The organism is Faecalicatena contorta, assembly GCF_022835095.1.
Lineage (GTDB): Bacteria > Bacillota > Clostridia > Lachnospirales > Lachnospiraceae > Faecalicatena > Faecalicatena contorta.
This window is the reverse complement of record NZ_BQNQ01000001.1, coordinates 2,594,668-2,615,966: the sequence shown is the minus strand read 5'-3', so window position 1 is coordinate 2,615,966 and position 21,299 is coordinate 2,594,668. Positions and strand designations below refer to the sequence as shown.

Sequence of the window (21,299 nt, the reverse complement as noted above, 5' to 3'; positions counted from 1 at the left end):
TGTCTTAAAAAATAAGCATTAATTTTCAGCTATGCTGAAAACCTGTCCGCGGGGCATGAGCTGCGGGATGCCTTTGAGTATACTTATTTCATTATAACGAAAATAGTTTAAAATACAACTAAAATTTGACTTTGCCCGTACAATTCTATATAATATGAAATAGATTAAGTTTGGAGGGGATAGCTGTGGAAGATAGAGAGATATCACGTGCGGTAATTGGACGGCTGCCCAGATATTACAGATATTTGGGAGAATTACTGGATGCAGGAGTAGAACGGATTTCATCAAATGACCTGAGCAAGAAGATGAGCGTCACTGCATCTCAGATTCGCCAGGATTTAAACAACTTCGGTGGCTTCGGCCAGCAGGGATATGGATACAATGTTAAGTATCTCTATACAGAGATCGGAAAGATTCTGGGACTGAACAGAAAACATAACGTAATCATAATAGGAGCGGGTAACCTGGGGCAGGCGCTTGCCAATTACGCGGCCTTTGAAAAGAGCGGTTTTATACTGCAGGGTATTTTTGATGTGAATCCAAGACTGGAAGGGGTAACAATACGAGGAATCCCGATCCGTATGATGGACGACCTGAGAGAATTTGTTGAAAATACGGACATAGAGATTGCCGCACTGACGATTCCAAAGTCAAAAGCGGTGGAAGTAGCCGATATGCTTGTTGAGAATGGTATCAAGGGCATATGGAATTTTGCGCACACTGATCTGCACCTGCCGGATGATGTGATCGTAGAAAGTGTACATTTGTCTGATAGTTTGATGAAACTGTCCTATAATATCAGCCGTTACAATGAAGAACATGATAATTGATTAATAATATAAAACGTGTAACAAAGGTGCTGCGCCTTCGTTGCACGTTATTTCGCTTATTAGGAAACGTGCGCCTATCAGATACAATCCCATTGGGGATACGCACAGTGGTATTAGAGGCAGATGCCAGTGCGGCCGCTGCGGACGCGGGTTTCACAAGCGAAACTCTATAAAAATAAAGGAGAGTGAGTATATGAGATATCTGCCTACCGGTGAATGGATGCAGAAAGCTGACAATTACACGATCCATGAGATCGGGATTCCCTCTATGGTGCTTATGGAGCGGGCTGCTCTGGCGGCAGTGGCCGTCATGGAGCAGGAAAAGATCAATACACACAGAACGCTGGTGGTCTGCGGCTCCGGCAACAACGGCGGCGACGGCTTTGCAGTTGCGCGCCTGTTAAAAGAAAAAGGCTGTGATGTTGAGGCCGCTTTCATCGGAAACGAAGAATCCAGGTCTCCTGACTGCATGCAGCAAATGAAAATCGCTGAAAATTGCGGTGTTCCTGTAGTAACAACAATCAGCAGGAAGGAATATACTGTTATAGTGGATGCCGTTTTCGGCGTGGGCCTGAACCGGGAAGTCTCGGGAGCATACGCGGCAAATATTAAAAAGATGAATGCGCTGCCGGGGCAGAAGGTTGCCATAGATATCCCTTCCGGCATCTGCTCAGCCACAGGAAAGGTACTAGGGACGGCATTTTCAGCCGATCTGACGGTTACTTTTGAGTGCGAAAAGCTGGGCTGTGTTTTACATCCAGGCTGCCAATATGCCGGAAAAACTGTTGCCGTATCCATCGGAATCAGCCGGAAGCTTTTTGAAAAAGAACCGGGTGTCTGCTACACATTTGAAAAATCGGACCTGCCGGAGCTGATCCCGCCCCGAAGGCCCAATTCACATAAAGGAACCTATGGGAAGATCCTGATGATTACCGGAAGCCGCGGTATGTCGGGCGCCGCATATCTGAGTGCGAAGGCCGCGTATAGATGCGGCGCGGGTCTGGTCCGGATTTATACACATGAAGATAACCGGGTGATATTGCAGCAGCTTTTACCGGAAGCGATTGTCAGCACTTATACTGAATATGAGGAAGAAGCCATTCGTGATCTCCTCGCATGGGCGGATGTGGTCTGCATTGGCTGCGGGCTGGGACAGAGCCGTGTTACGGAGAGTATCTTAACTCAGGTCGTGAAAGAGGTTCAGATTCCCTGCGTGATAGATGCAGATGGACTGAATATACTGGGGTGCCATCCGGAATTGCTTGAAGAGCGGGAGCGGCCCATTGTCCTGACCCCGCACTTGAAAGAAATGTCCGGCCTGCTGGGCTGTTCTGTTACAGAGCTGCAGGAAAAGCGTTTCGAGATGACCAGGTCTTTTACAGACAGAGCTGGTGTTGTTTGCGTCTTAAAGGATGCACGTACAATTGCGGCCAAGTGGGATCGTCAGATATTCGTCAATACTGCAGGAAACAGTTCCATGGCAAAGGCCGGGGCCGGAGACGTGCTCGCGGGAGTCATTGCAGGGCTGATGGCGCAGGGACTGAAGCCTTATGAGGCGGCTGTCTGCGGAGTATACCTGCACGCCTGCGCAGGAGACGAGGCCAAAGCCGCCAGGGGTTCCTACAGTGTGCTGGCAGAAGATTTAACGGCGGGAATCGGGGACTGCCTAAAAAGAACAGAGGAGAGTATGGAGCAATGAAACAGTTTAACAGGGTATTTGCCAGGGTAGACCTGGATGCCGTATCATATAATATGGAACAGATGAGGCGGCGGATTGGGGAAGGGGCGCAGATCATCGCCGTGATAAAGATGGATGGGTACGGCCATGGCGCCGTGCCGATTGCGGAAATGTTTGAAGAAAAGGATTACATATGGGGCTACGCCACCGCAAGCCTGGAGGAGGCTGCAGCTCTCCGGAAGGAAGGGATTAAAAAACCAATTCTCGTACTCGGCTGTATTTTCCCGGAGCAGTATGAGGAGATGATTCTTAAGGATATCCGTGCTACTGTTTATATGAAGGAGATGGCGGAAGGCATGTCAAAAGCCGCGGCAAAGCTCGGCAGAACAGCACATATACATATTAAAGTTGATACAGGGATGGGAAGGCTTGGATTCTTGCCCGGCCCGGAGAGTGTAAAGGCCATCCGGGAGATCGGCAGGCTGCCTAATATAGGGATCGAGGGAATGTATACGCATTTTGCCAAAGCCGATGAGACCGACAAGAGCTACACACATAAGCAGCACGAAAAGTTTGAATGGATGAAGAAGGCCCTGGAGGCGGAAGGAACTTCCATTACATATTATCATTGTGACAACAGCGCCGGGATTATCGACTTCCCGGACATGAAACATAATCTGGTCCGCGCGGGTATTTCCACATACGGAATGTACCCGTCAGGGGAGGTCTCGCGGGAAGCTGTGAGCCTCAAGCCAGCGCTTGAGCTGATCAGCCACGTTACTTTTGTGAAGGAAGTAGAAGCGGGGGCTTCCATCAGCTACGGCGGCACTTTCATTGCACCTAAGAAGATGAAAGTAGCTACAATTCCTGTCGGGTACGGTGACGGATACGCCAGAGGGCTTTCGAATAAAGCTGACGTGCTGATCCGCGGCAGGCGGGCCAGGATACTTGGAAGGGTCTGTATGGACCAGTTTATGGTTGATGTAACAGATATCCCGGGTGTGACGTTCATGGACCAGGCTGTTCTGGTCGGCTCCGATGGGGAGGAACACATCTCTGTGGAGGAACTAAGCGGTCTCTGCGGACGTTTTAACTATGAGTTCGTCTGCTGTCTGGGCAGAAGGATCCCAAGGGTTTATACCAGGAACGGGGAAGTTGTAAAACAAGTAGAATATTTCTAGTACATCATAAAGATTGTCCAAAGTTTTCGTGCACTTGCATACATCCGAAAAAAGCGGGAATACTCAAGTATCAAAGTATTAGAATCGGAGTGTGAAGTGATTTGGTAATTAAAAGAGGCGATATATATTATGCAGATTTGAGTCCTGTCGTGGGCTCGGAACAGGGCGGTATCCGTCCTGTACTGATTATACAAAATGACGTGGGCAACAAGCACAGCCCTACGGTAATCTGTGCGGCTATCACATCCAGGATGAATAAAGCAAAACTTCCTACCCATATTGAAATCAGTGCAGAGAAATACCATATTGTAAAGAATTCCGTGATCCTGCTGGAGCAGATCCGGACGATCGACAAGCAGCGTCTGAAAGAATTTGTCTGCCATGTAGACAGTGGAATGATGAAGCGGGTGAACGATGCGATCCGGATCAGTCTGGAACTTCCTACATAACCCAGAGATGAATCTGTTAAGAAAGAATTGAAATATACAAAAAAGAGTGGTAAAATTGTATGGCAAGTTCTGCGGATAGAATACGTAAAGAAAATTTAAAAGAGGAGATTAGAGATGTCAGGACATTCTAAATTTGCGAATATTAAACATAAGAAAGAAAAAAATGATGCTGCAAAGGGCAAGGTTTTTACGAAACTTGGACGTGAGCTTGCCGTTGCAGTAAAAGAGGGCGGCGGTCCGGACCCGAATAACAACAGCCGTCTGCGCGATGTAATCGCTAAGGCAAAGGCCAATAATATGCCGAATGACACCATAGAACGGAATATTAAAAAAGCGGCCGGCGAGGGTGCGGGCGACAATTATGAGCATATTACATATGAAGGATATGGGCCCAACGGGACAGCAATTATCGTAAAGGCCCTGACAGACAACAAGAACCGGACTGCTTCCAATGTAAAGAACGCATTTACAAAGGGAAGCGGTAATGTGGGAACCCCAGGCTGTGTCTCTTTTATGTTCGATGAGAAGGGGCAGATACTGGTTGATAAGGAAGAGTGCAGCATGGATGCCGATGAGCTGATGATGCTGGCACTGGACGCAGGCGCGGAAGATTTTACCGAGAGCGATGACAGTTTTGAGATTCTCACAGCGCCGGAAGAATTCAGCGCAGTACGCCTGAAGCTGGAGGAAGAGGGCATCAGTATGGCAGATGCCGAGGTTACGATGATTCCGCAGACCTATGTGGAACTGACTTCTGAGGATGACATTAAGAATATTCAGAAGACACTGGATCTGCTGGATGAAGATGATGATGTGCAGGACGTATATCATAACTGGGACGAATAATCAGCGGTATGCCAATACCTTACAAAAAGAGGAGATAATATGAATCAGGAAAATCTGCAGGCAGATATGATTTCTTTATTTCAGGAAACTGCCGAATATGCAAAGAAGTTTCATAAAAAAACTTATGCATCTGATATGGACATATTACTGAACAGGCACGGCGCGCTCCTGGGGCGTATCAGAGAAGCCTTCGAGGTGTCAGATGAGGCGCTGGCAAAGACTGCCTCTGTCATCCCGGATTATGCGGCGGAGCAGCTGGCGGCGGTGCCTTCAAAAAGGAAGAGGGATCTGGCCTGTCTTGACTTTAATATGAATATGGTATCTTTTTTTGTCCCGCTTCTGGGGGAGATCAGCAGCGTGAAGACAAAAGAGTTTACCGAAAAGATGATTGAGTTATATAATGAAAGGATGCCGGATAATAAAATCGGGCATTCCACACGTGAACAGATCCAGGGAGGCTTCAAAAAAGGACTCTGCTATATCACAACAGCAGTCTGCAGAAGCCTGGATAAACCGGACGACTGTTATGAACTGACGCTGCTTCGGAATTACCGTGACCAGTATCTGCTGGAGTCCAAAGAAGGTATGGAAACAGTAAATGAATATTATAATATCGCACCAACGATTGTAAAACGCATCGACCGGCAGGAAGATTCGGCTAGTATATATGCGGGAATCTGGCAGGATTATCTAAGTCCCTGCGTCCGGCTGATCGAGGAGGGCAAAAAGAAGGAATGCCAGATGCTCTACAGCGACATGGTACGTAAGCTGGAAAGGAAATATCTATATTCTTAGGAGGAAGGAAATTATGAGCAGCTATAAGATAGAGACAAAATGCATACAATCCGGTTATGAACCGGCAAACGGAGAGCCGAGAGTCCTGCCGATCTGCCAGAGCACTACTTTCAAATACACAAGCAGTGAGCAGATGGGGCGCCTGTTCGACCTGGAAGAAGCCGGATACTTTTATACAAGGCTGCAGAACCCGACCAATGATGCGGTTGCCGCTAAGATCTGTGATTTAGAGGGCGGTGTTGCCGGCATGCTTACCTCCTCCGGCCAGGCAGCTAATTTTTATGCGGTCATGAACATTGCAGAGGCAGGAGACCATATCGTATGTGCTTCTGCACTTTATGGCGGTACATATAATCTGTTTGCGCATACCATCAGAAAAATGGGAGTAGAAGCTGATTTTGTAGATCCTGACTGCACGCCGGAAGAGCTTGAGGCTGCTTTTAAGGACAACACAAAGGCTGTCTTCGGGGAGACCATTGCAAACCCGGCGCTTGTAGTCCTTGATTTTGACAAATTTGCAAAAGCGGCGCATGCACATGGCGTACCGTTTATTGTAGACAATACATTTGCAACTCCAATTAACTGCCGTCCGTTTGAGTGGGGGGCTGACATTGTGACTCACTCCACGACCAAGTATATGGACGGCCACGCAACCTGTGTGGGCGGAGCCATTGTGGATAGCGGTAATTTTGACTGGGAAGCGCAGTCCGGGAAGTTTCCGGGACTGACGACACCCGATGAGACCTACCATGGGATTGTCTATACACAAAAATTTGGCAAGCTTGCCTATATTCAGAAAGCCACCGCGCAGCTGATGAGAGATCTGGGATCTATCCAGGCGCCTCAAAATGCATTTTTATTAAATATCGGGCTGGAGACGCTGCATCTGCGTATGCCCCGCCATTGTGAAAACGCACTTACCATTGCAAAGTATCTGCAGGATCATGAGAAGGTGGCCTGGGTGTCCTGTCCTTCTCTTCCTGGGGATAAGTATTATGACCTGGCTCAGAAGTATATGCCGGGCGGCACCTGCGGCGTACTGACTTTTGGCCTGAAAGGCGGACGCAGCGCGGCAGTTGAGATGATGGATAAACTGAAAATGGTGGCGATCGTGACTCATGTTGCGGATGCGCGCAGTTGTGTGCTTCATCCTGCAAGCCACACGCACCGCCAGATGAATGAACAGGAACTGCTGGAGGCAGGTGTTCAGCCGGACCTGATCAGATTCAGTGTTGGGATTGAAAATGTAGAGGATATTATTGCGGATATTGAGCAGGCATTGCAATAATCTGAATGGTATGGATGTATACAATCATCCATACCATTTTTGATTTGCCTGGTTGCAAATCAATGCATGCCCCTGCGGGGCGGGTTTGCAGCAAGTTGCAAATCAATGTATAATTCCTGTTTTTCTTTCAGATACTATCTAAAAATGAAGCATTGTTACGAGAAGGAAAGGCAGGAAAAAAATGGATAATAATAAAGAAGAGCAGATTCGAAAAACTCAGGCTGATGAGAACGAAGAGATTAAAGAGACCGGTACCCTCAGGCTTGGCAAGGAGAGCGGCAGGCATAATATCCAGCTGATGACGATTATCGGTGAGATTGAAGGGCATGAGGCAGTCTCCGGTAATACAAAAGCCACTAAATATGAGCATCTGATTCCGCGCCTGGCAGAAGCAGAGGACAATGATGAGATCGAAGGCATCCTGATTCTTCTGAATACACTGGGAGGCGATGTGGAGGCGGGACTTGCCATCGCGGAGATGATAGCTTCGCTCAGTAAACCCACCGTGTCACTTGTTTTGGGTGGAAGCCACTCGATAGGAGGACCGCTTGCCGTTTCCGCAGACTATTCCTTTATTGTACCCAGTGGTACGATGATTGTACACCCGGTAAGATCTACCGGCATGTTCATTGGAGTGATCCAGAGTTACCGCAACATGGAAAAGACACAGGACCGGATCACAAAGTTCATTGCATCCCATTCCAATATTACCCAGGAACGCCTGGAAAAATTAATGCTGGATTCCACACAGCTGGTAAAAGATGTGGGAACCTTGCTGGAAGGAGAAGACGCAGTGAAAGAAGGGCTGATCGACGAGGTAGGGGGCATCAGCCAGGCACTTTCCAAACTTCATTCCATGATTGAAGACAGGAACAGAGAAGAAACAGGTTTGGATCTGCCGGGTTTATAATTTAATCCCTGATATTTTTGAGTGAGAAAAATTTAATAATGACATGCTTTTCAAATAATGGTATACTAAATACAGTATGTGTAAATACCAAGGGGGAAGTATAATGGCTGCAAAGTCGACAAAGAAAAGAAAAACAACAGGCCGGAGGACGAAAAAGCAGGAAAATACAGCCCTCAAAGAAGAGATTTTGATACTTGCCGTATTGGCGGTTTGTATCCTGCTTGTGATTAGTAATTTTGGCCTGGGGGGAATTGCAGGGGAGGCAGTTTCGTCGGTAATGTTCGGATTATTCGGATTAATGGCATATCTATTGCCATTTATCCTGTTCGGTGTGGTTGCCTTTTCCATATCAAATAAAGGCAACGCACACGCGTACATAAAAGTGGGAGCCATTGTTCTGCTGCTGCTTTTGCTGACCGCATTTTTAGAATTGGTCATGAATCCTTACGATTCTGAGGCGGGATTATTGACCTATTATAAGCTTGCCAGCCAGCATAAGAATGCCGGCGGTCTAATAGGCGGCTGTATTGTAAAGCTGTTGTGTCCGCTGATCGGCGTCGTGGGCGCCTATGTGGTGATCATCATATTTGCGGTAATCTGTGTGATCCTGATCACGGAGAAATCGCTTCTTGCGCCGCTGGGGCGCCACAGTAAAAAGGCGTATGAAGACGCCAGAACAAAAAAAGCGGCTGCTGCCCGGAGGCGGGGAGAGCAGAAGCAGCAACGAGAGACTGAAAAGCAAAAAAGGCAGGATCATAAAGTATCCGGAGTTTCTTTTGCCACAACCTTATCAGACAAAACAATTCACAGAAAGACTCCTGATCTGCAGGAGTTAGCACCGGAGGACACGGGGGCCGGAGAAGCACCTGTGCCATCTCCGTTTGAGGAGCTGGTCATTAACCGTCCGGAGCCGGAATCTGTTGAAGAGATCGTACCGGATACACCGGTTAAGACACCAGAACCGGCCAAAAAGCGTAAGACACAGGAGAGTGCCCAGATGGTGGCTGCCGAGGCAGTACATGTAGAAGAGACCATCAAGGCGCAGGAAGAACAGCCTGTGGCAGTCTACCGGATTCCGCCGCTTTCCCTGCTGAACCGGGGGAAGAAAACGAGCGGGGATTCAGACGCCCACCTGCGGGCCACTGCACTCAAGCTGGAGCAGACGCTTCAGAATTTTGGCGTACAGGTACATGTGACCAATGCAAGCTGCGGTCCCTCTGTCACCCGTTATGAGATTCAACCGGAGCAGGGAGTTAAAGTCAGCAAAATCGTGGGCCTGGCCGACGATATTAAACTAAACCTGGCTGTAACCGATCTCAGAATTGAGGCTCCCATTCCTGGAAAGGCTGCCGTCGGCATCGAAGTGCCCAACAATGAAAATACGGCAGTTATGCTGAGAGACCTGCTGGAATCCAGTGAATTTAAGAACAAGAAGTCCGGTATCTCATTTGCAGTGGGCAAGGACATTTCCGGGAAAGTGGTGGTTGCGGATATTGCAAAGATGCCGCATCTCCTTGTTGCCGGAGCCACTGGATCCGGTAAATCTGTATGCATCAACACATTAATTATGAGTATCATTTATAAGGCAGACCCGGAAGACGTGAAGCTGATTATGGTAGATCCGAAAGTGGTGGAACTCAGTGTATATAACGGAATTCCGCATCTATTGATCCCCGTGGTCACGGATCCTAAGAAAGCAGCCGGGGCACTGAACTGGGCCGTCGCTGAGATGGAAAAGCGCTATAAGCTTTTTGCGGAATACAATGTTAGGGATCTGAAAGGATTTAACGATAAGATCGGCCATTTAGAAACGAACGGAGACGCGCCTAGGAAGATGCCGCAGATCGTGATTATTGTGGACGAGCTGGCAGATTTGATGATGGTAGCGCCCGGAGAAGTAGAGGGAGCCATCTGCCGTCTGGCACAGCTGGCTAGAGCGGCCGGACTGCATTTGATCCTGGCGACCCAGCGGCCCTCTGTCAATGTAATTACCGGCCTGATTAAGGCGAATATGCCATCCAGAATCGCTTTTTCTGTATCATCAGGGGTTGACTCCCGAACGATTATTGATATGAACGGGGCGGAAAAGCTTCTTGGAAAAGGTGATATGTTATTTTACCCGACAGGTTTTCCGAAGCCTGTCAGAGTACAGGGGTCGTTTGTTTCTGACAAGGAGGTGCAGAAAGTCGTTGATTATCTGATTGAACACAATGGCAACGCTTCTTATAGTGAAGAAGTGGAAGAGCATGTGAACGCTAATGCGGGAGCGCCTGCAGCCGGCGGTATGATGCCCGGGGCCGCGGAGGGCGGCAGCGACAGGGATACATATTTCGTGGAGGCAGGAAAGCTGATCATAGATAAGGAAAAGGCGTCTATCGGGATGCTGCAGCGTATGTTCAAAATTGGTTTTAACAGAGCGGCGCGCATCATGGATCAGCTAGCTGAGGCAGGTGTTGTCGGGGAAGAAGAAGGGACTAAGCCCAGGAAGATCCTGATGTCAGAAGAAGAATTTGAACAGTATATAAAAGATAATATATAATCCAGGAGGGAATCAAATGAAAACAGATATTCAGATTGCGCAGGATGCAGAGATGCTGCATATAAGAGATGTGGCGGCCAGCATTGGAATTGAAGAAGATGATCTTGAATTCTACGGGAAATACAAAGCAAAACTTTCCGAGGATCTGTGGGATAAGGTCAAGGACCGTGAGGACGGAAAATTGGTTCTTGTAACGGCAATCAATCCGACCCCGGCGGGGGAAGGGAAAACCACCACCACAGTAGGTCTCGGCCAGGCGATGGCCAGGCTGAATAAAAAAGCGTTGATAGCCCTGCGGGAGCCGTCTCTCGGCCCCTGCTTCGGAATCAAAGGCGGCGCCGCCGGAGGCGGATATGCCCAGGTGGTTCCGATGGAAGATCTGAACCTTCATTTTACGGGTGATTTCCATGCAATCACCTCTGCAAACAATCTGTTAGCTGCAATGCTGGACAATCATATCCAGCAGGGAAACGCGCTGGGAATCGATCCCCGTCAGATTGTCTGGAAACGCTGTCTGGATATGAACGACAGAGTACTGCGCAATACGGTCGTGGGGCTGGGCAGTAAAATGGACGGAATGGTAAGGGAAGACCATTTTGTTATAACCGTAGCCTCAGAGATCATGGCTATTCTGTGTCTGGCAGATGATCTGGCGGATTTGAGAAAGCGACTCGGCAGAATTATCGTGGCCTACAATTTTGATGGAGATCCGGTTACGGCAGACGATCTGCAGGCCACGGGAGCGATGACCGCTCTTTTAAAGGATGCGGTCAAACCGAATATCATTCAGACGCTGGAACATACACCGGCGCTGATACACGGCGGGCCGTTCGCGAACATTGCCCATGGCTGCAACAGTGTCCGTGCCACCAAGACGGCGCTTAAGATCAGCGATATTACAATTACCGAGGCAGGATTCGGTGCGGATCTGGGCGCAGAAAAGTTCCTGGATATCAAATGCCGCAAGGCAGGACTAAAACCAGATGCAGTAGTTTTAGTTGCAACGGTGCGCGCTTTGAAGTATAATGGGGGAGTTGCAAAGAGCGATTTGGGCGAAGAGAACCTGGAAGCACTTGCAAAAGGGATCGTCAATCTGGAAAAACATATAGAGAATATCCAGAAATATGACATACCTGTTATTGTAACACTGAATTCTTTTGTGACAGATACAGCGGCGGAAAATGAATACATCCAAACATTCTGTGAGGAGCGCGGCTGTGAATTTGCACTTTCCGAAGTGTGGGAAAAGGGCGGCGCCGGCGGTATCATGCTGGCGGAAAAGGTACTTGCGACCCTTGAGAATAAGGAAAGCCATTACCATCCGCTATATCCGGACAAACTGTCATTGAAGGAAAAAATAGAGACCATAGCAAAAGAAATATATGGAGCGCGCGGTGTAGTCTACGAACCTGCGGCCGAGAAGCAGCTGGCAAAGATCGAGGCGATGGGCTTTGGAACCTTCCCCGTCTGCATGGCCAAAAATCAGTATTCGTTGTCTGACGACGCGAAAAAACTCGGGCGGCCGGAGGACTTCGATATCCACATCCGGGAGGTATATGTCAGTGCCGGTGCAGGATTTGTTGTAGCGCTGACGGGCGCAGTTATGACGATGCCGGGGCTTCCTAAAGTCCCCGCTGCAAATCATATAGATGTTACTGAAGATGGTAAGATTACCGGGCTCTTCTAAAGGAGGATGGAATGGCACAGATAATTGACGGAAAGCTGATTTCAGCTCAGATAAAGGACGAATTAAAGGAAGAAGTACAGAAAATAAAGGAAATGGGGGGCAATATCTGCCTGGCGGTCGTACAGGTGGGGGATGACCCAGCCTCCTCTGTGTATGTCAATAATAAGAAAAAGGCATGCGCGTATATCGGGATAGAGTCCCGGGCGTTTGAACTGCCTGAGTCTACGACGGAGGCGGAACTTGTATCTCTCGTAGAGACATTGAATGCGGACAGCGGTGTCAATGGAATTCTGGTGCAGCTGCCTCTGCCTTCCCACATAAATGAAGATCTGGTTATCCGGACAATCTCACCGGATAAGGATGTAGACGGCTTCCATCCGCAAAGTGTGGGACGCCTCTGGATCGGGGAAAAAGGATTTTTATCCTGTACGCCAGCCGGCATTATCCAGCTTCTGAAGCGCTCCGGTATCGGGATAGAAGGAAAAGAATGTGTTGTGATCGGAAGAAGCAATATTGTAGGAAAGCCCATGGCGGCGCTGCTTCTTAGGGAAAACGGGACGGTAACCGTAACGCATTCCCGCACGAAAAATCTGAAAGAAGTTGCCCGGCGTGCGGATATACTGATCGTTGCAATCGGGAAAAAGCAGTTTATTAATTCAGAATATGTAAAAGAGGGTGCAGTCGTCATTGATGTGGGGATGCACCGCGATGAGAATAACAAACTTTGTGGAGATGTGGATTTTACGGATGTGGCTGATAAAGTGTCTGCAATTACGCCCGTGCCGGGCGGGGTAGGTCCTATGACAATTGCCATGCTGATGAACAACTGTGTGGAAACTGCGCGCAGCTAGGAGGAAATAAGATGAGATGTACACATTGTGGTGCCATGATTCCGGACGACATGCTTTACTGCCCGGAATGCCATATGGAAGTTCAGATTGTACCAGATTATAATCCTCTGGAAGATGTCCTCGCTCAGGAAGTGAAGGGTTCTATCGAAGACGCCACAAGACAGATTAGGACAGACGATATCCGAAGATACCGCCGTGACGGAACAAGAGAGTACAGTAATTCGACAAGAGTACTGAACCAGGGAGAACTGGATGAGATACGCGCCCGGAGAAATGCGGCAGCGAGACAGGGGCGGCAGCCCAGCAGAGCAGCATCGGGTCCTTCGCGTCAGCCAGGAGCCGATTCCAGGTATCAGACGGGCCGCACTTCCACAGGTTCCGTGCGTCAGGGCAGCCGGTCCTCTACCGGTCCCATGCGCCAGACAGGCAGAAATACAGGTTCTATGCGGCAGACTGGAAGAATGGCAACCGGATCCATGCGCCAGAGTACAGGCTCCATGCGGCAGGAAAGAAATGAGGCTGAAGAAAGACGGCGCCAGCAGATTGCCCGCAAAAAAAGACTTGCGAAAAAAAGGCGGCAGAGAGCGCTCATCATCGTGCTTGTCCTGCTGATTCTGGCGGGCGTGCTTGGATTTGTTTTTTATCAGAACTCCTATACCGGACAAATCCGCAAAGGAAATCAGGCACTTGTTACCAATGATTATACGCAGGCGGAAAACTATTTTAATAAGGCGATCTCAAAAAACGATAAGAGAGCAGAGGCCTATACTGGCCTTTCTAAGGTATACAGCCAGCAGGACGACCTGGAAGGGGCGGAAGCGGTCTTTATGACTGCCATAAGCGCCCAGCCCTCCAATGTGGAACTGTATCAAGCAGCCATAGACTTTTACGTGGAGACTAAGCAGCTGCTAAAAATATCGGAACTGCTGGATGGCTGCGAGGATGACAACGTTCTTCTCGGCGTAAAGTCCTACGTGTCCGAAGAGCCGGAATTCAGCCTGGAAGAGGGTACCTATCCGGAGGTACAGGAAGTATCCTTAAGCTCTGCAGGTGAAGCTATCTATTATACTACGGATGGTTCCGAACCGGATACCTCCAGCACGAAATATCAGGATCCGATTCTCCTGGAAGAGGGGACGACTACGATAAAGGCAATCTCCGTCAATAAGAAAAAGATTCCGAGCCTTACAGCTTCAAGAGTATACAACGTGGACATTCCGGTAGAAGATGCACCCGCAGTAACCCCGTCCACAGGCCAGTATGATACGGCAACACAGATAACAATCAATGTGCCGGAGGGGTATACTGCATATTATACAATGGACGGAACGGATCCCAGCGCCGCTTCCGCCAAATATGAAGGCCCTATTGATATGCCGGAAGGGCAGACGATGTTCTGTGCGGTTCTTGTCAGCAAAAGCGGCAAAACAACACAGATTACAAAGAGAAATTATGTATTGGAACTGCCTGAATAAGTAAAGAATAACGCTGCTGCAATTGTGTATATTTTTGACATAATTGCAGCGATATTTTTGTGCAATTTTTAACATGATTTTACCTGTATTTGGGTTGCGTTAAAACTTTAACAGTGTTATAATTAGCATGTTAAAAAAATAACGTACTTATAAAGGAGATGCAATAAAATGAGCAGATTCACATTACCAAGAGACATTTATCACGGAAAAGGCTGTCTGGAAGAACTGAAAAACCTGAAAGGGAAAAAGGCAATTCTCGTCGTGGGAGGCGGTTCCATGAAACGTCAGGGCTTCCTTGACAGAGCAGTCGGATACCTGAAAGATGCAGGCATGGAAGTAGAGCTTTTTGAAGGGGTTGAGCCGGATCCGTCTGTTGAAACGGTTATGAAGGGCGCCGAGGCGATGCGTGCGTTTGAGCCGGACTGGATTGTTGCGATGGGCGGTGGCTCCCCGATAGATGCAGCCAAGGCAATGTGGGCTTTCTATGAATACCCTGAGGTGACTTTCGAAGACTTATGTATTCCGTTTAACTTCCCTGAATTAAGACAGAAGGCAAAGTTTGCAGCAATCCCGTCTACATCAGGAACCGCAACGGAAGTAACGGCGTTCTCCGTTATCACAAATTATCAGACAGGCGTAAAATATCCGCTGGCTGACTTCAATATCACACCGGATGTTGCAATCGTAGATTCCGAACTGGTAGAGGGACTTCCCGCAAAACAGGTTGCATATACAGGGATGGATGCACTTACCCATGCGATCGAAGCATATGTTTCTACTTTAAACTGTGCATTTACAGATCCACTGGCAATTCAGGCAATTGAGATGGTATTTGATTACCTGCCGGCTTCCTACAGAGGCAACATGGATGCCAGAGAGCAGATGCATACGGCACAGTGCCTGGCAGGAATGGCATTTTCAAATGCATTGCTTGGTATCGTACACTCAATGGCTCATAAAACAGGTGCAGCTTTTTCAACAGGGCATATTACACACGGATGCGCAAATGCAATGTACCTTCCATATGTAATTAAGTACAATGCAAAAGATCCTGTTGCCGCAAAACGTTATGCCGAAATCGCGCGCAGGACAGGACTTCAGGGGACTTCCGAAAAGGCTCTGATCAACAGCCTTTGTGAAAAGATTGACGACTTCAATGTTCAGCTGAACATTCCAAAGACCCTGAAAGAATTCGGTATTAAAGAAGAGGAATTCAAAGAAAAAATTGCACATATTTCCGAACTGGCCGTAGGTGATGCCTGCACAGGTTCTAATCCGAGAAGCATTACTCCTGCAGAGATGGAAAGATTATTTAACTGCATTTACTATGGAACAGAAGTTGATTTTTAATTGAATGGTTCCCTGGTACATATGGATGGAGGCAGGCACGAGAATGTGTCTGCCCCATTTTTATGAAAGGAAAAACAGAACATGCTCTGTTTTTTGAAAGAACACTTGCCAATCCTTTATTTATAGCGTATTATAAGGAAAGGGTGATTTTTTACAAGGAGGAATAAGATGTACAAGATATTAAAAGCAGAAAAACTGGCTGATAATATTTATCTTATGGATGTACATGCACCGCGTGTTGCCAGCCACTGCCAGCCAGGACAGTTTGTGATTGTTAAGATGGATGATAAGGGTGAGAGAATTCCGCTTACAATCTGCGACTATGACAGAGCGGCGGGAACGATTACAATTGTATTCCAGGAAGTGGGTGCGTCCACAACGAAGATGGCGTACTTAAAAGAAGGAGACAGTTTCCGGGATTTTGTCGGTCCGCTCGGATGCCCGTCCGAGTTTATTCATGAAGATATCGAAGCACTGAAGAATAAAAAGATATTATTTGTAGCCGGAGGTGTGGGGGCGGCGCCGGTTTACCCACAGGTAAAGTGGCTGCATGAGCGCGGCATTGAAGCCGATGTTATCGTAGGTTCCAAGACGAAGGACATGCTGATTCTTGAAAAAGAGCTTGCATCTGTAGCAGGCAATCTTTATGTTACAACGGACGACGGTTCTTATGGACGTTCCGGCATGGTTACGGCCGTTATCGAGGACCTGGTACAGAACGAGGGAAAACAGTACGATGTATGCGTGGCAATCGGACCGATGATCATGATGAAGTTCGTATGTCTGCTTACTAAGAAACTGGATTTGCCTACAATTGTCAGCATGAACCCGATTATGGTAGACGGAACAGGAATGTGCGGCGCATGCCGCCTTCAGGTAGGCGATGAGATCAAGTTTGCCTGCGTTGACGGCCCGGAATTCGACGGACATCTTGTAGACTTCGACCAGGCAATGAAGAGAAGCCAGATGTATAAGACAGAAGAAGGCCGTGCGATGCTGAAAGTGCAAGAAGGAGACACTCATCATGGTGGATGCGGAAACTGCGGAGGTGACAACTAATGGCTGATGTATTAAAGAAAGTGCCTGTCAGAGAGCAGGACCCGAAAGTACGAGCAACGAATTTTGAAGAAGTCTGCCTTGGATATAACCGGGAAGAGGCTATGGAGGAGGCAAACAGATGCCTTGGCTGTAAAGTGGCCAAATGTATCGACGGCTGCCCGGTAGCAATCGATATTCCAGGTTTTATTAAAGAAGTAAAAGAAGGCAATATAGAAGAAGCCTATAAAGTAATCGGAAAAGCATCCGCACTTCCGGCTATCTGCGGACGTGTATGTCCTCAGGAATCACAATGCGAAGGGAAATGTATCCGCGGAATCAAGGGAGAGCCTGTTTCGATCGGTAAACTTGAGAGATTTGTAGCGGATTATGCGCTGGAACATGACATCAAACCGGAGTGTCCCGAGACGAAGAACGGACATAAAGTGGCAGTCATCGGTTCTGGACCTTCAGGGCTTACCTGCGCCGGAGACTTGGCAAAGATGGGATATGACGTAACTGTTTTTGAAGCGCTGCATGAACTCGGCGGCGTACTTGTATATGGAATTCCTGAATTCCGTCTTCCCAAGCAAAAGGTAGTTGCGAAAGAGATCGAAAAAGTTAAAGAGTTAGGCGTCAAATTCGAGCCTAATGTCGTAATCGGTAAATCAACAACCATAGACCAGCTCGTGGAAGAAGAAGGCTTTGAAGCCGTATTTATCGGCTCAGGCGCTGGTCTTCCAATGTTCATGGGAATTCCGGGAGAGAATGCAAACGGGGTCTTCTCAGCCAATGAATATCTGACAAGAAGCAACCTGATGAAGGCATTTGATGATAATTACGATACTCCGATTGTTGCAGGAAAAAAAGTGGCTGTAGTCGGCGGCGGTAATGTTGCCATGGATGCGGCAAGAACCGCATTAAGGCTTGGTGCCGAGGTACATATTGTTTACAGACGAAGCGAAGCAGAGCTTCCGGCCAGAGTAGAAGAGGTTCACCATGCAAAAGAAGAGGGTGTTATTTTTGACCTTCTTACTAATCCAAAGGAAATCCTCGTGGATGATAACGGATACGTAAAGGGAATGAAGGTGATCAAAATGGAGCTGGGCGAGCCGGATGCATCCGGAAGAAGACGCCCGGTAGAGATTCCAGGCTCCGAGTATGAAATCGAACTGGATACGGTCGTTATGTCACTCGGTACCTCTCCGAATCCGTTGATTTCTTCTACAACAAAAGGCCTTGAAGTGAACAGAAGAAAATGTATCGTAGCGGAAGAAGAAAACGGACAGACATCCAAAGAGGGGGTTTATGCAGGCGGAGATGCTGTAACGGGCGCTGCCACAGTGATCCTTGCAATGGGCGCTGGAAAAGCAGGTGCAAAAGGCATTGATGAATATCTGAACAAATAAAGAAGCTGATTTTACACAGGAGGAACTGCTATGACCAGAAAAGAAACCGCACTGGAATATCATAAAAAAGGTTATAATTGCTGTCAGGCCGTAGCCTGCGCATTCTGCCGGGATTTCGGCATATCGGAAGAGGAGATGTTTCGGATTTCAGAAGGATTCGGATTTGGCATGGGTATGATGGAAGTGTGCGGTGCCGTGTCCGGCATGACTATGATACTGGGGCTACAGAACAGTGTAGGAAGCCTTGAAAAAGGGAAATCTACAAAAGCGGACACCTATAAGAAAGTAAAGGAGTGCGCAGCAAAATTCCGTGAGAAGAACCAGTCTATCATCTGCCGTGAATTAAAAGGGATCGGCTCCGACAGGCCTATTTGCAGCTGTGATCAATGCATTGAAGATGCGGTGCAATTGACAGAAGCGTATCTGGCCGCTAACCCTGTGAAATAAATAAAAGTAGTACTAGTACATCGTAAGTATTAAAAGAGACTGCACAAAGCAGTCTCTTTTTGCATAAAAGCAGCTTAACCGGCTATCCGCAGTATTCGTCGTACAGGGACTCATAAATCTGAATGTGGAGTTCCTCATCCATGATGATCCTCTCCAGGCATCTTACAATATTCTCATCCTGGATCTTAGCACACTGAGAGCGGTATTTCTGAACGGCCTGGCGTTCATGGTTGACTGCGTTGATAAGCAGAGGCTTGATATCCATAGGGTAATTATTAAACCCGGGTGACCAATAAAACATCTGGTTCCCTCTGTAAGTCCAGAGTCTGGGATTCTCTCCCATCATTCTTGCCAGTTGTCCGAATATCTCAAGGTGGTGCATCTCCACAATACTGATTTTGTGAAAGACATAGGATAGGCGTTCATCCTCCACCAACAGCAGGTTGTTGTAAATATACAGGCTGACAGCGGTCATCTCTGAATTCTGTCCGCCTACGTTATCCAGCATCATTCTTCCATAGAGGCGGTTTACACCATCCACACAGACCGGAGGATAGGGGGCGTCGGCTGCAAAAAGCTCTTTTTTCTGGCAGGTATCCGGTTTAATGGCTTCGTTATTTCTCCCATTATCACAGTTATTCATATAATATTTACTCCTTTACTTGAAGGTACTGACAGAACAATCTATGTATGAAGTAAAGAAAATATGTTTTTTCCAGGCAGTCCGAGCATCATGGGAGTTTCCTATTAAAAAAGATTGCCGTCATATCTTTCCTGATATATAATAAGAACATATTTGTCCATGTTTTTAAATAGATACACAGTTTTTTAGTAAGTGGTTTTTATATAGACTGAAATTTCTCTGAAAACCACTTTTGATGAAAGGGTAAAGAGAATGGAAAACCAGGAACAGCAACACAAAAGGCGTCCCAGATATAAGGGGACGCACCCTAGGAATTATAAAGAAAAATACAAAGAACTCCACCCGGAAAAGTATGCGTCTACTGTTGAGAAGGTCATACAGAAAGGAAGTACGCCCGCCGGAATGCATATTTCGATCTGCGTAAATGAGATCCTTGATTTTCTACAGATCCAGCCTGGCCAGAAGGGACTGGATGCCACATTGGGCTATGGCGGACATACACTGGAAATGTTGAAATGCCTGGAACATGAGGGGCATATTTATGCCTTGGATGTGGATCCTATCGAATCAGTGAAAACAAAAGAACGCCTTGCAGGTATGGGATACGGATCAGAGATTCTGACTGTGGAGCTTCTAAATTTTGCGGACATAGACCAGATAGCTAAGGAGGCCGGACAGTTTGATTTTGTGCTGGCTGATCTTGGCGTATCTTCTATGCAGATTGACAATCCAGACAGAGGCTTCTCGTACAAAACAAACGGGCCTCTGGATTTAAGAATGAATCCCGAAAAGGGGATCACAGCGGCGCAGAGGCTGCGAACCATAGAACCGGAAGAACTTGAGGGCATGTTGATTGAGAATTCGGACGAACCCTATGCAGGAGAGATTTCCAGAGCGGTTACAGCTGAACTAAAATCGGGAAATAAAATCGAAACGACCGGGCAGCTGCGGAACGTAATTGACAAAGCACTGAATTTTCTCCCTGCCACTGAGAAAAAGGAGGCCGTTAAAAAATCCTGCCAGAGAACCTTCCAGGCACTGCGCATTGATGTTAATAACGAGTTTGAAGTGCTCTACCAGTTTTTAGAAAAACTTCCCAATATCCTTGCACCAGACGGAAGAGTCGCCATATTGACGTTTCATTCAGGCGAAGACAGGCTGGTAAAGAAATCATTTAAGCAGTTGTTTCAAGAGGGGATATACAGCAGCTATTCAAAGGATGTAATTCGGCCTTCGGCAGAAGAATGCGCCAGAAACAGCAGGGCCCGGTCTGCAAAAATGAGATGGGCTGTGAAAGCCTGACAGGGTATCTGCGCTCTGAGAGCAGATTAGCCCCATGACGATACAAATAAAATTGAAGGAATAAAAGATATGAAAGTCACTGTTTTATCGGTAGGTAAAATCAAAGAAAAATATCTGAAAGATGGGATCGAAGAATACAGTAAGCGTCTGAGTAAATACTGTAAATTGAATATCATAGAGGTTGCCGATGAAAAAACGCCGGATCAGGCAGGCGAGGCGGTCGAAGAAAGTATCCGTGAGAAGGAAGGGGAACGGCTTCTAAAGCATCTCAAAGAGGATGCCTTTGTCATGACTCTTGAGATCCAGGGAAATCAGATCACTTCAGAAGAGATGGCCAATAAGATCGAAAAACTGGGCGTCACCGGTACCAGCCATATCATTTTCGTGATTGGAGGTTCTATCGGTTTAAGCTCTTCTGTGTTGGCGCGATCTGATTTTGCCCTGAGCTTTTCTAAAATGACCTTTCCGCATCAGCTAATGCGGTTGATACTGCTGGAACAGGTTTATCGCAGTTACCGTATTATCCAGGGGGAGCCATATCATAAGTAAAAAGCGGTTATTTATGATATATAAAATTCCTCTGG

At 47.5% G+C, this 21,299-nt stretch carries 19 protein-coding genes; 18 read left to right on the top strand and 1 reads right to left on the bottom strand.

Annotated elements, in window-relative coordinates; all coding sequences use genetic code 11:
• Positions 1-185: 185 nt before the first annotated feature.
• The 16 genes from MWG26_RS11680 to MWG26_RS11605 all read left to right on the top strand — a co-directional run bounded on the left by MWG26_RS11680 (position 186) and on the right by MWG26_RS11605 (position 18,770).
• Entirely contained in the window at positions 186-830 is a 645-nt protein-coding gene (locus tag MWG26_RS11680; RefSeq protein WP_025657385.1) for a redox-sensing transcriptional repressor Rex, read from the top strand.
• Positions 831-1,023: 193 nt separating this feature from the next.
• Positions 1,024-2,529, top strand: coding sequence for an NAD(P)H-hydrate dehydratase (locus MWG26_RS11675; protein WP_117440845.1), 1,506 nt, complete (start codon positions 1,024-1,026; stop codon positions 2,527-2,529).
• Positions 2,526-3,689: an alanine racemase gene (gene alr / locus MWG26_RS11670; protein WP_025657386.1), complete on the top strand. Its 1,164-nt coding sequence runs from the start codon at positions 2,526-2,528 to the stop codon at positions 3,687-3,689. The genes MWG26_RS11675 and alr overlap by 4 nt, the downstream gene beginning before the upstream one ends.
• 101 nt (positions 3,690-3,790) lie before the next feature.
• Entirely contained in the window at positions 3,791-4,138 is a 348-nt protein-coding gene (locus tag MWG26_RS11665; RefSeq protein WP_009004161.1) for a type II toxin-antitoxin system PemK/MazF family toxin, read from the top strand.
• A gap of 114 nt (positions 4,139-4,252) precedes the next feature.
• Complete coding sequence (locus tag MWG26_RS11660; protein ID WP_025657387.1) at positions 4,253-4,984, top strand: YebC/PmpR family DNA-binding transcriptional regulator; 732 nt, start codon at positions 4,253-4,255, stop codon at positions 4,982-4,984.
• A gap of 39 nt (positions 4,985-5,023) precedes the next feature.
• Positions 5,024-5,779 (top strand): CFI-box-CTERM domain-containing protein, encoded by a 756-nt coding sequence (locus tag MWG26_RS11655; RefSeq protein WP_117440844.1) that lies wholly within the window; start codon positions 5,024-5,026, stop codon positions 5,777-5,779.
• 13 nt (positions 5,780-5,792) lie between these two features.
• Entirely contained in the window at positions 5,793-7,067 is a 1,275-nt protein-coding gene (locus MWG26_RS11650) for an O-acetylhomoserine aminocarboxypropyltransferase/cysteine synthase family protein (RefSeq protein ID WP_117440843.1), read from the top strand.
• Between the two features lie 181 nt (positions 7,068-7,248).
• Positions 7,249-7,977 (top strand): ClpP family protease, encoded by a 729-nt coding sequence (locus MWG26_RS11645; RefSeq protein WP_025657388.1) that lies wholly within the window; start codon positions 7,249-7,251, stop codon positions 7,975-7,977.
• A gap of 103 nt (positions 7,978-8,080) precedes the next feature.
• Entirely contained in the window at positions 8,081-10,516 is a 2,436-nt protein-coding gene (locus tag MWG26_RS11640; protein ID WP_025657389.1) for an FtsK/SpoIIIE family DNA translocase, read from the top strand.
• Between the two features lie 16 nt (positions 10,517-10,532).
• A complete protein-coding gene (locus MWG26_RS11635; RefSeq protein ID WP_025657390.1) occupies positions 10,533-12,203 on the top strand; it encodes a formate--tetrahydrofolate ligase in 1,671 nt (556 codons plus the stop codon).
• Positions 12,204-12,214: 11 nt separating this feature from the next.
• Positions 12,215-13,054, top strand: coding sequence for a bifunctional methylenetetrahydrofolate dehydrogenase/methenyltetrahydrofolate cyclohydrolase FolD (folD, locus tag MWG26_RS11630; RefSeq protein ID WP_025657391.1), 840 nt, complete (start codon positions 12,215-12,217; stop codon positions 13,052-13,054).
• Positions 13,055-13,065: 11 nt separating this feature from the next.
• Positions 13,066-14,529 carry a chitobiase/beta-hexosaminidase C-terminal domain-containing protein gene (locus MWG26_RS11625; RefSeq protein ID WP_025657392.1) on the top strand — a complete coding sequence of 488 codons (1,464 nt, stop codon included), beginning with the start codon at positions 13,066-13,068 and terminating at the stop codon, positions 14,527-14,529.
• A 168-nt stretch (positions 14,530-14,697) separates the two neighbouring features.
• Positions 14,698-15,879 carry an iron-containing alcohol dehydrogenase gene (locus MWG26_RS11620; protein ID WP_055153459.1) on the top strand — a complete coding sequence of 394 codons (1,182 nt, stop codon included), beginning with the start codon at positions 14,698-14,700 and terminating at the stop codon, positions 15,877-15,879.
• Positions 15,880-16,047: 168 nt separating this feature from the next.
• Positions 16,048-16,938 carry a sulfide/dihydroorotate dehydrogenase-like FAD/NAD-binding protein gene (locus MWG26_RS11615; protein ID WP_117440842.1) on the top strand — a complete coding sequence of 297 codons (891 nt, stop codon included), beginning with the start codon at positions 16,048-16,050 and terminating at the stop codon, positions 16,936-16,938.
• Complete coding sequence (gltA, locus tag MWG26_RS11610) at positions 16,938-18,323, top strand: NADPH-dependent glutamate synthase (RefSeq protein WP_050642249.1); 1,386 nt, start codon at positions 16,938-16,940, stop codon at positions 18,321-18,323. The genes MWG26_RS11615 and gltA overlap by 1 nt, the downstream gene beginning before the upstream one ends.
• 30 nt (positions 18,324-18,353) lie before the next feature.
• Complete coding sequence (locus MWG26_RS11605) at positions 18,354-18,770, top strand: C-GCAxxG-C-C family protein (protein WP_025657394.1); 417 nt, start codon at positions 18,354-18,356, stop codon at positions 18,768-18,770.
• A gap of 82 nt (positions 18,771-18,852) precedes the next feature.
• On the opposite strand, the gene MWG26_RS11600 is transcribed toward MWG26_RS11605, so the two are convergent.
• Positions 18,853-19,413: a ferritin-like domain-containing protein gene (locus tag MWG26_RS11600; RefSeq protein WP_153917942.1), complete on the bottom strand. Its 561-nt coding sequence runs from the start codon at positions 19,411-19,413 to the stop codon at positions 18,853-18,855.
• Between the two features lie 252 nt (positions 19,414-19,665).
• On the opposite strand from MWG26_RS11600, the gene rsmH reads away from it, so the two are divergent.
• Entirely contained in the window at positions 19,666-20,715 is a 1,050-nt protein-coding gene (rsmH, locus tag MWG26_RS11595) for a 16S rRNA (cytosine(1402)-N(4))-methyltransferase RsmH (RefSeq protein WP_025657396.1), read from the top strand.
• Between the two features lie 69 nt (positions 20,716-20,784).
• Positions 20,785-21,264 carry a 23S rRNA (pseudouridine(1915)-N(3))-methyltransferase RlmH gene (gene rlmH / locus MWG26_RS11590; RefSeq protein ID WP_025657397.1) on the top strand — a complete coding sequence of 160 codons (480 nt, stop codon included), beginning with the start codon at positions 20,785-20,787 and terminating at the stop codon, positions 21,262-21,264.
• The last annotated feature ends 35 nt before the right edge of the window (positions 21,265-21,299 follow it).